Annotated in this window: 15 protein-coding genes; 9 read left to right on the top strand and 6 right to left on the bottom strand. The window is 35.0% G+C overall.

The window, feature by feature from the left end:
- Nucleotides 1-1,117 (bottom strand): AAA family ATPase (locus IBX42_RS09315; RefSeq protein WP_294932131.1); only part of this gene is annotated, 1,117 nt, incomplete at its 3' end.
- 162 nt (nt 1,118-1,279) lie between these two features.
- Here IBX42_RS09315 and IBX42_RS09310 point away from each other — a divergent pair.
- From IBX42_RS09310 to IBX42_RS09270, 9 genes are all read left to right on the top strand, one after another.
- The gene (locus IBX42_RS09310; RefSeq protein WP_294932128.1) at nt 1,280-1,681 is read left to right on the top strand and encodes a hypothetical protein; all 402 of its coding nucleotides are present in this window, start codon (nt 1,280-1,282) and stop codon (nt 1,679-1,681) included.
- Nucleotides 1,678-2,682, top strand: a complete 1,005-nt coding sequence (locus IBX42_RS09305) for a phospholipase D-like domain-containing protein (protein WP_294932126.1) — start codon at nt 1,678-1,680, stop codon at nt 2,680-2,682. Before IBX42_RS09310 ends, IBX42_RS09305 begins: the two co-directional genes overlap by 4 nt.
- Before the next feature lie 64 nt (nt 2,683-2,746).
- The gene (locus IBX42_RS09300) at nt 2,747-2,995 is read left to right on the top strand and encodes a hypothetical protein (RefSeq protein WP_294932123.1); all 249 of its coding nucleotides are present in this window, start codon (nt 2,747-2,749) and stop codon (nt 2,993-2,995) included.
- A 2-nt stretch (nt 2,996-2,997) separates the two neighbouring features.
- A complete protein-coding gene (locus IBX42_RS09295) occupies nt 2,998-3,579 on the top strand; it encodes a hypothetical protein (RefSeq protein WP_294932120.1) in 582 nt (193 codons plus the stop codon).
- On the top strand, nt 3,576-4,208 hold the full coding sequence (locus IBX42_RS09290; protein ID WP_294932117.1) for a hypothetical protein: 633 nt from the start codon (nt 3,576-3,578) through the stop codon (nt 4,206-4,208). The genes IBX42_RS09295 and IBX42_RS09290 overlap by 4 nt, the downstream gene beginning before the upstream one ends.
- Before the next feature lies 1 nt (nt 4,209).
- Entirely contained in the window at nt 4,210-4,830 is a 621-nt protein-coding gene (locus tag IBX42_RS09285; RefSeq protein ID WP_294932115.1) for an OmpA family protein, read from the top strand.
- 126 nt (nt 4,831-4,956) lie between these two features.
- Entirely contained in the window at nt 4,957-5,307 is a 351-nt protein-coding gene (locus IBX42_RS09280) for a hypothetical protein (RefSeq protein WP_137014410.1), read from the top strand.
- Nucleotides 5,304-5,651, top strand: a complete 348-nt coding sequence (locus IBX42_RS09275; protein ID WP_294932110.1) for a hypothetical protein — start codon at nt 5,304-5,306, stop codon at nt 5,649-5,651. The genes IBX42_RS09280 and IBX42_RS09275 overlap by 4 nt, the downstream gene beginning before the upstream one ends.
- A 241-nt stretch (nt 5,652-5,892) precedes the next feature.
- Nucleotides 5,893-6,537: a hypothetical protein gene (locus tag IBX42_RS09270; protein WP_294932107.1), complete on the top strand. Its 645-nt coding sequence runs from the start codon at nt 5,893-5,895 to the stop codon at nt 6,535-6,537.
- A 171-nt stretch (nt 6,538-6,708) separates the two neighbouring features.
- Here the strand turns inward: IBX42_RS09270 and IBX42_RS09265 are convergent, their stop codons facing one another.
- The 5 genes from IBX42_RS09265 to IBX42_RS09245 all read right to left on the bottom strand — a co-directional run.
- Nucleotides 6,709-7,518 (bottom strand): metallophosphoesterase, encoded by an 810-nt coding sequence (locus tag IBX42_RS09265; RefSeq protein WP_294932105.1) that lies wholly within the window; start codon nt 7,516-7,518, stop codon nt 6,709-6,711.
- Nucleotides 7,519-7,552: 34 nt separating this feature from the next.
- Nucleotides 7,553-7,861 (bottom strand): hypothetical protein, encoded by a 309-nt coding sequence (locus tag IBX42_RS09260; protein ID WP_294932102.1) that lies wholly within the window; start codon nt 7,859-7,861, stop codon nt 7,553-7,555.
- 314 nt (nt 7,862-8,175) lie between these two features.
- Complete coding sequence (locus IBX42_RS09255) at nt 8,176-8,838, bottom strand: metallophosphoesterase (protein ID WP_294932099.1); 663 nt, start codon at nt 8,836-8,838, stop codon at nt 8,176-8,178.
- A 3-nt stretch (nt 8,839-8,841) separates the two neighbouring features.
- Complete coding sequence (locus tag IBX42_RS09250) at nt 8,842-9,660, bottom strand: metallophosphoesterase (protein WP_294932096.1); 819 nt, start codon at nt 9,658-9,660, stop codon at nt 8,842-8,844.
- 394 nt (nt 9,661-10,054) lie between these two features.
- Nucleotides 10,055-11,001: site-specific integrase (locus tag IBX42_RS09245; protein WP_294932093.1), on the bottom strand; the 947-nt coding region annotated here is incomplete at its 5' end.

Genomic DNA, 11,001 nt, shown 5'->3' with positions numbered 1-11,001 from the left:
CGATATAACTCTTTGGCATATCTTTTATCTGGTTATAGCTTTTGGTTTTTCCGCCGACTTCTACAACAAAAGTATCTTCTACACTAAAATCGCCCTTTGCTGATAGTGTTATATCTTTTTCATCAAACATGCTCATAAAAAAGACCTCTCTTATAGTGCCGATTTCCACTTGATTACAGTAGCTATAGTGTAGATTTGTATTGGCAAGATAGATTTTATCGGGCTTTACAAAGATAGAGTCTCCTTTACTTTTGGCTCTTAAGAGATTTAAAATCTTTCCTCTTTTGAGATACTCTAGGTATTTGTAGAGTGTTTGGTAGTCGCTTATGCCTATTTTTGTGGACAACTCTTTTATGTTGACTTTAAAAGGCTTTGATTGGCACACTAAACGGACAAGTTTTTTTAAGTTTATGATTCTGTCGTATTCTATGGGAAAGATGGAGGGGATATCAACCTCTATAACAGTGTTTATTGTCTCTTGGAGTTTGAGCAGATAGCTTTGCTCATTTTCAAAATAAAAAGGATAGTATCCATACTTTAGGTACTCTTGAAAAAACTCAAAAGGTTTAAAATCATTACCCAGTTCATAAGCTATATCGATATGGTTACTAAATATTTCTTGTGTTGTAAAAGTGGGTAGTTTTATGGACTTTTTAAGCTCTATAAACTCTCTAAAAGATAACCCTTTCATGTGGTAGAGCAATGCTCTTCTGCTCAAATCTCCTTTTGAGTGATCTAACCTTATGGCACTACTACCGCTAAATATTACTTTGAGATTAAGCATGTCATATATCTTTTTTAACTCTATCTCAAAGTTCTTATATTTGTGGATTTCGTCTATGATGAGAAGCTCTCCACCCTCTTTAGAGAATTCAAATGCTATATCAAAGAGTGAATCCAAATCTATGGCATCTGCACTAAAATAGAGCTTTTTTGAAAGTGGTAAATCATTTTCTTTTAGATACTGAAGTAAAAAAGTCGTTTTTCCAACTCCTCTAGCTCCAATTATGCCGATGAGTTTTTGGTTGAAATCTACTACGCCGTGTATATATCTTTTGTAGTTTGTATCTAACACTCTTAGATAACTCTGTTGATACTCTTTAAGATTTTGCAGCATTTTTATCCTTTTATGGATGGGTATATAAAATTATAGCTAAAAATTATGGTTACAGCCATAATCTGCTACTTAGTGCATGTCATTAATATTTATTTATAGACTAAATATGTCTAAACAAATCCCTACAATTTCCTCAGTAAAAAAATTAGCGAGGAAACAACGATGTTAGGTTTTATCTTTAGAAGTGGCACTTACTACATTTTATGGCAAAAGTTTAAAAAGCAGATCATCACGCTTCTTGTTTCTGTCGGGCTTGTTTTGATAATAATGGGTGTCTATAATGATCTCTTTAGCGTGCTTAAAATATCCAACAAAGAGAGCATACTTTATCTGCTGTTTTTAAAATGGTTTTTAATCGTGCTAATAGTTGGCCTCAATATCTTGATGCTAAAAAGGCTAAGCACTAAAGAGTTCAAAAAGGCTATAAAAATAGAGGAAGCAAAACAGGTCAAGCTGCCACTTACGCAAGAAGAAAAACTTCTCCAAAAAGAGAAACTGCTTACAACCACAGACCTTATTTTGGCAAAGTATGCAAAGAAAAAAGCAGAAGATGAGCAGAGATGAAAAGACTTCTCTTTTTACTCTTTGCAGTTGTTCTAATTGCAAAAGAGCAGCTTTTTGTGCATGTGCCGAGTCCTTTGCCTTCTAGTGCCACAAACACATCTTTTGGCAGAGAGCTGTTAGTGCTTATTGATGATGCAAAAGAGGAGATCAGTTTTGCTATCTATGGACTTAGAGGACAAGATGCTGTTTTAGAAGCACTTATAAGAGCAAAAAAAAGAGGCGTTACTATAAAAGCGGTTGTCGATAGTGATTCACATGGCAATAACTACTATACAGATACACATACACTCTATAAACATTTTAGCGTTGTGAGTGATGGTAAAAGTTACATTATGCATAACAAATTTTTTATCATCGACAGAAAAACTCTTTGGAGCGGCTCGGCAAACATAAGCGATACGGGTACGGGCGGCTACAATGCAAACAACGCCGTAACAACCGACGATAAAAGAGTTGTATCACTCTATCAAGAGGAGTTTGATGAGATGTTTGATGAAAAAAAGTTCTCCAAAAAAAAGAACAAAAGAGGTTATGAGCGCATAAAAACAGAGGATTCCATAATCTCTGTTTACTTCTCTCCAAAATCAAACACTTACGAAGAGGGGATAAAAGAGCTTATTCAAAATGCCAATGAGTATATTTTTATACCTATTTTTTATCTCACCCACAAAGAGCTCTCACATGAGCTTATAAGAGCAAAGAAGAGAGGGGTTGATGTAAAAGTCATCTTAGATGCAAGTGCCGCAGGCAATAAGTACTCCATGCATAAAAAGCTAAGAGAAGAAGGCGTAGAGGTCAAAGTTGAAAACTTTGGCGGCAAAATGCACTGCAAATCTATGATTGTAGATGACAGCTTCATCGTAAGCGGCTCCATGAACTTCACAAAAGCAGGCAATAGCACAAACGATGAAAACACACTCATCATACAAAACAGCGCTTTAGCTATCAAGTATAAAAACTACTTTTTAGAGCTTTGGCAAAAAATACCTGATAAACAATAAGTGTTACTAAATAGACAAAATAAGTCCAACTAAATATCTACAATTACATAAAAAGGAGTTAAACATGCAAGAACTAGTAGAAAAACTCAAAGGTATGAAAAGCGCAACAGAGGCGCAATATGACGCAATGATAGAGAGCCATGCACATAAGGAGGTGATCAAAAACCTCAAAGAAGCAGGGCTTGAAAAAGATGACTTATCTGATGAGGAATTTCATGCACTTTTGAGTGAACAAAAAAAGAGAGCAAACTCCTTTGCAAAAGGTGCTTTAGGTGCATCAGGGATATTTCTCTTTTTAGAGCTTTTGGGTTAAGTATGTCAAAGATAACACTGCTAGATAAACTTTTAAAAGAGTACCGTAAATGGACGCTCAAGCTAAAGACGGCTTCTCAAAATATTGAAGATAACATCTTGCAAAAAGATTCAAGTGCAGTGCTTGAAGAGAAAGTTGTAAGCATTGTCATCTCCTCTGTGCTTGTTTATATCGTCATTGGGATTGTCGGTTTCTTTGGCGTGAGTGTTGGCGGAGTATGGGGCGTAGTTGTTTTTGCTATTGGATGGTTTTTATCTAAAGCAATCAACAAAAAAGTGTTTGGAAAAGAGCGCCCTGTAGAGTCACTCAAAGAGGAAGAGAAGCTTCTGCTTGAGAAGTTAGAGCAACTAAACCATAGACATGAAGAGATACGAAGTCACCTACCAGCGATGCCTGTCTTTTTTACGAACTATCCATCACTCAAAAGAGAGTTTGGAGAGATGATCAACAGACTTCTGACATATAACGCCTCAAATTTGGCGCTTAAATATAGATACAGACATGCTTATCTTGTCAAAAAGTATCAAAATGAAGTCAATACATTTCATAAAATCTACGCAAATAAAAAGGAATCTAGCAAATGATGACCAATGCCATAACTTTAACAATCAGCATAATGATAGTGGCTCTTTTTATTCAGAGCATTAAAAACAGAGGAAGAAGTTTCAAAAACGAGATAGTAAGCCTTGGAATACTAGGAACTTTTATAGGTATAGCTATCGGTCTTTATCACTTTGATGTAACAAACATCAAAGTGAGCATGCCGCAGCTCCTTGAAGGGCTAAAAACTGCCTTTGTCACCTCTGGCATGGGGATATTTTTTTCCATTTTACTCTCCATCTTTAAGCCGCAAGCAACGAAGAAAGAGGAAGTTATCTACGCGCTTGAGGAAGTTGTCAAAGATTTTAACAAAAACCTGACCGAGCAGTTTGGAGACAACTTTAAGCAGTTAAATGATGCGGTAAAAAATATGATTCTCTGGCAGGATAACTATAAGAGTCATATTCAAGAGAGTGAACAAAGCATTAGCCATATTATCAAAGAGCTTAAACACATCTCTCTTGCAAAAGAGAGCGAACAAGCAAATATTCAAAAACTTATAAACAACCTTACGGCTTCAAGCGATAAAGTAAAAAACTCACTTGAAGAGACAACCGACATCGTCAAAGAAAATATGCAGTTACTGTTGCGTGAAGCAAACGGGAGACTCTAAGATGCAAGATAGTGAGAGCAACTGGATCAATATAGCAGATGTTATGTCAGCGCTTATGATGATATTTATGTTTATCTCCATCTCTTTTTTATACCAACTTCTTAGCGAAAAAGAGAACTATAAAATAGAGTTAAACAAAGCGCTCCATAAAGAGTTTGACAAAGATTTAGTGAAATGGCAGGCTCTTATTACAGAAAATAACATTATGCGATTTAACTCACCATTTGAAACCGGCGGCGCACAAGTGCCAGAAGCTTTTTATGAGATACTCCAAGATTTTTTCCCTCGCTATATAAAAGTCTTAAGCAATGCTAAATTTAAAAGTGAAATAGATGAGATACGGGTCGAAGGACATACTTCAAATGGATGGGGAAGTATTGCGGATGCCAAAGAAGTCTATTTAAAAAATATGCATCTCTCTCAAGAAAGAGCCAGCAATGTGCTCTCGCTATGCTACAGTTTGGATGATTTTTTTATTACAAGTAACATCAAATGGCTTGAAGCAAATCTAAGAGCAAACGGAATGGCTTTTTCAAAACCGCTTTATGTTGATGGGTCTAAAACAGAGGATGCTGAACGCTCCAAAAGAGTCGAATTTAAGGTTATTGCTAAAGATAAATAGGCTCATAGACAAGATGCGTCTATAGTTTTTTCTATACTTTTTTTATATTTGATTACCAAGGGGGTAAATATGTAAAAAACACTCTCATGCTATAAAAATAAAATCACAACAAAAGGAAGATACAAAATGAGAAAAATAGTTTTGCCGCTAGCGGCAGCAGCAACACTCTTGATACTGTCTGGTTGTTCATCGCACAATGTAACTATTGCACCGAAGCAGCCAAAAAAATATGAAGTTTTAGGAAAAGCAGAGGGAAGTGCGAGCGGCTCTTTGGGAGTGCTTGGCACAGCGTACTATTTTATCCCGATGGGTTTAAATTCAAGAACTGAAAGGGCATACGACAATGCACTAAAGAGTGTTCCTGGAGCTACAGGGCTTGTTAATGTAACTTATCAAGAAGATTGGTTATGGTGGATCATTGGCACAAGCAAAGATGTGACAATCAAAGGTGATGCGATAAGGGAGATAAAAGAATGAAATATATAAGAAAAATAGTTGCAATTGCTTCTTTAGGGATATTTGGTTTTTTTATTGCAGGGTGTTCCGGCACTCCAATCTATATTGAAACTCCTGATCCAAAAGCATATGAGGGCTCAAAAGACAAAGGTAGAGAGATAAGTGCTTCTGCAAGCGGATTTCAGTTGCTGCTTTTTATACCCATTGACATAAATGATCGTCATGAGAAAGCTTACCAACTGCTAAAAGCTCAAGCAGGTAACGGCTACTTGACAGATGTAAAGATTAAAGAGTCCTGGACATACGCATTTGTAGGAACAGTATATAAAACAACACTAACTGCGACGGTCTATCCTAAAGAGTAACTCAAAAAACACCCAGTTTCCTTAATTTGTAAACTGGGCTCTGTTTATGTAACCATTTCCAAAAACTAGACAACTTAAGCCCTGTTGAATTATTACAAAGGCATAATCATAACAAGAAATTATTAGCTTTAACCTGGTCTAAAAATTGGGGATGGTTGCAATAATAGTTTAGAAGAGGATGTCACTTCAGCGATAGCAATTACTTCAACCTCTTCTAGTTGTATTATACGAGGAAAATAAGATGAAAATCACAAAAATCATAAATGCAAAAACAGACCAAGGACCAAAAGAGATCCAAGAGCTTGTTAAGATGTTTGGAACTTACTGTATCTCTTCAAGTGAAGAGATTACTCAAGAGATACAAGAGTTTACAAACCCGCTAAGACTAGCGGACTATCTTGATGAAAAACAGAAGCAAGGACTTATTGCTGATGTTGATGAACCAGAGCATATTGACTATATCATAGATTTAAGTCAAGGTGTGGAAAAAGCCAGTCAGCAACTTTTTGGCTACAAAGCAATAGACATCATAGAACAATATCCGAAGATATACGGAACACCGCCATACGATCCAAGGCATAATCTTTTGTGTTTTGGGTTTGAAGTCGGTAGAGGTTGGCTCCCTCTTATTTCAAAATTGTCTGAAGATATCCAAAAAATATTGGATAGTGATCCAGAGCTTAATATTCAGGTCGTACAGGTTAAAGAAAAGTACGGCGGACTTAGATTTTATGCTCACGGAGCTTATGGCAAAGAAATTGATGAGCTTATCGAAAAAGCGGAAGAAGAGAGTGAAAATATTTGTGAAAATTGTGGAAAACCCGCTGTACCACAAAAAAGCAAGGGATGGATTAAAACAAGATGTGAGGAGTGTGCAGATGCTTGAAGTTAACTATTTAAAAAGAGACTGGAATATTGGTATATAACCCCGTCAGTCTCTTGACATAACAGAAAAGCTGGCATAGGGAACGATACCCTGACTTACAATTACTCCGACTTTTCTGTAGATGGTAAAATTATAGCGAATTTCAAGAAGATATCAGTAACGAGAATATTACTAAATTTCAACTGTTCTTATCTTAAAATCTTTTAATTGTGCAGGATAGCCCAGAGCGTTACAAATTACGCTAACCCTATCTCTTTTATATTCATAACTAACGTGATTATGCCCATATATCCAATACTTAGCGGTTGTGTTATCAAGCCATTCATCGCCGCAAAAAGAGTAAAATGCGTTCATTTTGTCGTCCCTTTTGCTGGGTGGCATATCTTTGTCGTATATCGAAGGATTGACATGAGTTATTATAATATCGCATTGTTGGTAGATGACATCTAGCTTTTCTCTTTGGATTTTAAACATATCATAAAAGTCTTCAATGCCTTTAATCATTTTTGCATCATTCATGGTCTGTTTCCAAAATGTAATCACATTTCGTCCGTACGAGGATGATGTTCTGTGAAAATAACTGCCATCATACCAAGAGCTGCAACCTCCAAATCTGATACCGTCTATCTCAACAACATCTCCATCAAGACAATACATCCCATCCTCAGCGTTTATAAGCTCTCTCATCTCTTCTGCACGCTTAAAGGAGTCTCTTTCGTACTGCTTCTCTTGTATCTTATCGATAAGATAGTAGTCGTGGTTTCCTAGAATGCAAATAATATATTTATACTCATACAGCTCTTTTATCAATTTTAGTATCGCGATATTTTGAGAGTTAAAGTGTCCTAAGTCGCCGGCAATTATAAGGACATTGCTACCTGTTTTTATAAAAACTTTTTGCAAGAACTCTTCTGTGTTTTCAAGACTATCTTTATCAAGGTGCAAATCAAAGTGCGTATCGCTAATTATGTCTATTTTCATTGTGTTAAATCTTTATGCTTTTCATATTTTTAAATTAAACAGTGAACGGTGCCAGATTTTCTGAAGTAAAATTTTCAGTTGTGGTGCCATTAATAATGCCTATATTAATCTTATGAGCTATTTTGTGTTCATCGCTTAAGATATCTTGAGATTCTATAACAGATAAAACCTTCTCTTTTGAAAACAGTGCCACAAGAGCTTTCATATTTTTTGTATTTGAGTATTGCGAGTAAACATTTATTAATGTGTCGATGTCTATTAGCGAACCATCTTCAATGCTCCAAAAAAGATCAAACTCAAACATGCTCTTGTCAATTTTAATTTGAGTTTTTTTCTTTTTCATAAAATACCTCCTGTCTAAAATCTGTTTTCTTTCTCGCCTTGGAGCAGTTCTTGTAAACATCAGTTTTCTTTGAGCTCATCAGGATAAGTATATTTAACTTTTATCAATAAAGCAGACATGCGACAAATGAAAATTCACAAACGAAGAAGAGATAGCGAAAGAGAGTTGTTTTAAGGACAGATAATCAATGTCCGCCGCACTAGAATTAAGCACGCTTGTGTTCAATTTCTTGAATATTGTCCCAATTTAATGGGCAGTACACGCACTTGTGATAAAATTTTATCAAATAACAGAGATAATGTCAAAAAAAATTGCTATGTTGATATAACCTTCAAAGAGGGGTAGTGAATAGCGCTTAATGTACCTAAATATTTGTTGTTCTCATAAACAGCACCCGTATCAATCATTGCGTATGTGTTAGTTATAACAGCGTTATAAACAGGCATATGCCCAAAAATATTAAAGATACCGTTTTGAGCTTCCTTCTTCTCATTGAAATACTCACTTTTGTTCATGTGCCGCCAGAGGATATCCTCCGCATCATCTTCAGAGTATAGATGCTCTTGATTTACCCATATATGATGAATATAAGAGTGAGATACTACCAAAGGTTTATGCCCCTCTATCTCATAATACAGGAAATAAGGAAGGGTTTTGAAATATTCAATATGAGCTTTAAAAACTTCATCACCAAATTCAGCATAGGAACTTAATGTTTCTAAACCACCGTTATGAAACCAATACTCTTTATCTTGCTTACTTTCATCTGACTTTATCATCATCAATTCGTGGTTGCCAAGCACACAAAAATAACCACTATTTATTATAAGCTCAACAACTTTAGCAGAGTCTTCACCTCTGTCAATTAGGTCGCCCGTAAAACAAACAACAGCATCTCTAGGAAGTTTGCTCAGCAGTAGTATTAACTTGTCATATTCACCATGAACATCACCGATAACCCAAATGTCTTTTTGCATATTTTAAACCTCAATACTCTTGATTTTGGCAGCTCTATCGCTAAAAGCGTTCACATGACATTTGATACCTGCAAACTCATAAGAGAATGAGTCATGAGTGTGTCCAAAAATCCAATGCTTTGCTGTAGTTCCTCTCAAGAACTTATGACCGTTAAAACAGAAAAAAGTATTTGTTTGCTGTCCTAAAAATTCTTGTGATAGATGTTCGTTTAAAAATGAGGGGTTTATATGTGTAATCATCACATTGCACTCTTTGTAAACCATCTCTATTTTTGGAAGTTCAATGTGATACAGATCATCAAAGTTCACTATTCCCTCTGTCATTGAAAAATCAGGCATACAATTTTTCCACATCTCATTATTTGATTTTAAAGGAAAATTCCCAAAGGGATACTTATACTTCAAATAAGCGTCGCTGTACCAACCCATAGCGCCACCAAACTTTACATCCTCTATCTCGATTATATTGCCATCAAGACAATACAGACCATCTTCTGAGTTGATTAAATCAATGAGCTCTCTTGCTCTTGCGAATGAGTCTTCATAATCATCTCTAGCAATTAGTCCGTCTAGATAATAATCATGATTGCCCAAAATGCAGACAATGGCTTTATACTCATAAATCTTTTTTATCATTTTTAAGAGAATGAGGATTTGGTTATTGTGATGTCCTAAATCTCCGGCAACAACCAATACGTCACCTACGGCTCTGTCATTATGTAAAAAATAGTTGTCATAAACTTTTTTTACATCTCTATTGGAGTTGTTAAATTGCTTAAAGTAATAGTCAAAATGCAAATCACTCAATATGTCTATCTTCATTTTTTACGCCAGCTTTTTTTTGTTACATAATTTAGTAATTTTATCTAAATTTCTCTTTTAGCGATAATGATTTGTCGCTAAAATTCAAGCTGCAAAATTATTTGGATTTGTGTAGAAAACGAGTTGTTATTTGTGACATAAATTGCGGTAGAAATTTGTGTTGCAGAATGGCAAACTCGCTCACCCTTAAAAAAGGGTGTTTTTTGAGTGTGTTTTTTTCACTGTTTTCACAGAAAAAATTAGATATTTTTTAACGTATCTATTTCGTTAAGTCTTGTCCATAATTAAATGATATATTTTATAAATTTACCTATTGCAGTTGTGCAATCCAATCTTTAGTTGATACACAATATATATGGCTAGAATTTTTTGAAACCAAGGGAGATATAAATATTCATTTTTTAATAATTCCCAAAAACACATCTACGGCTTCTTTAGCCATTAATTCCTTTTGGTTTGAATATCTTTGCGTAGTTGTGATTTTAGAGTGCCCTAGTGCTCTTGAAATGCTCTCAAGAGGTACATTATTGTTTACGAGCGTAAAACCTAGCAGATGTCTAAAATCATGTATTGTCATCTCTTCAATTCCTGAATTTTTTCTGATGCGGTTCCAAACACTAATTGGAAATGTAAAATAAGGCTTATTCGTTTTTGGATTCGTAAAGATAAAACCGCTTTCTTTTTTATCTAAATACTCAAAATGCGCTATTAGTTCATTATCAAGCGAGAAAATAAGATTTTTTCTTACCTTTGATTGAGAGTCTCTAATTGTGTAAGTTTTATTCTCAAAATTAACATCCGACCACTGCATAGATAAAACCTCTCCTGCTCTTCTCCCTCTTATCAAGAACATAAACATTACTCTATACTTATTATTTGCAATATTCATTATTGCGTCAAAAAGAGCTTTCACTTTATCGTCTGGTAGATTAAAATATTTGTTTGGATCATATTCAGGGAATTTTAACCCTTTAATTTGATTTTTAGGGATAATACCTTTTTCTATTGCATCATTAAAGATTGGAGAGAAACAAGTTTTTACGGTTTCTATAAAGCTTGGTTTGCTTCCTTTTTTAACCATAACATTAATTACTTTTTGAAAATCATCTTTTGTGATTTGCTTGAGCTTTTTTGACTTCAAATGTTGCGGTATATGGTTGCGGTAAAATGATTTATAGACAGTTATTTTTTTAGTAGATAACAAATTGCCGCTCTCTTTAAAATCCATATACTCATTGAAATATGAGTCAAGCGTCGGATTATCTTCTGCTCTTATAGAGTCTCCGGCTTTTATTTTTTGTATGAGTTCATTTCTTTTTTGAAAGGCTATAGAGGGGTTTG

The sequence above is a fragment of the Sulfurimonas sp. genome, assembly GCF_014859695.1.
In the GTDB taxonomy this organism is placed as follows: Bacteria; Campylobacterota; Campylobacteria; order Campylobacterales; family Sulfurimonadaceae; genus Sulfurimonas.
The sequence above is the reverse complement of the archived record's forward strand: the minus strand, read 5'-3'. Positions and strand labels throughout refer to the sequence as shown.

Coding starts and splice junctions, on each gene's coding strand:
- IBX42_RS09310 (WP_294932128.1), top strand. CDS start 1,280: ATGTTAGGTTTTATCTTTAGAAGTGGCACTTACTACATTTTATGGCAA.
- IBX42_RS09305 (WP_294932126.1), top strand. CDS start 1,678: ATGAAAAGACTTCTCTTTTTACTCTTTGCAGTTGTTCTAATTGCAAAA.
- IBX42_RS09300 (WP_294932123.1), top strand. CDS start 2,747: ATGCAAGAACTAGTAGAAAAACTCAAAGGTATGAAAAGCGCAACAGAG.
- IBX42_RS09295 (WP_294932120.1), top strand. CDS start 2,998: ATGTCAAAGATAACACTGCTAGATAAACTTTTAAAAGAGTACCGTAAA.
- IBX42_RS09290 (WP_294932117.1), top strand. CDS start 3,576: ATGATGACCAATGCCATAACTTTAACAATCAGCATAATGATAGTGGCT.
- IBX42_RS09285 (WP_294932115.1), top strand. CDS start 4,210: ATGCAAGATAGTGAGAGCAACTGGATCAATATAGCAGATGTTATGTCA.
- IBX42_RS09280 (WP_137014410.1), top strand. CDS start 4,957: ATGAGAAAAATAGTTTTGCCGCTAGCGGCAGCAGCAACACTCTTGATA.
- IBX42_RS09275 (WP_294932110.1), top strand. CDS start 5,304: ATGAAATATATAAGAAAAATAGTTGCAATTGCTTCTTTAGGGATATTT.
- IBX42_RS09270 (WP_294932107.1), top strand. CDS start 5,893: ATGAAAATCACAAAAATCATAAATGCAAAAACAGACCAAGGACCAAAA.
- IBX42_RS09265 (WP_294932105.1), bottom strand. CDS start 7,518: ATGAAAATAGACATAATTAGCGATACGCACTTTGATTTGCACCTTGAT.
- IBX42_RS09260 (WP_294932102.1), bottom strand. CDS start 7,861: ATGAAAAAGAAAAAAACTCAAATTAAAATTGACAAGAGCATGTTTGAG.
- IBX42_RS09255 (WP_294932099.1), bottom strand. CDS start 8,838: ATGCAAAAAGACATTTGGGTTATCGGTGATGTTCATGGTGAATATGAC.
- IBX42_RS09250 (WP_294932096.1), bottom strand. CDS start 9,660: ATGAAGATAGACATATTGAGTGATTTGCATTTTGACTATTACTTTAAG.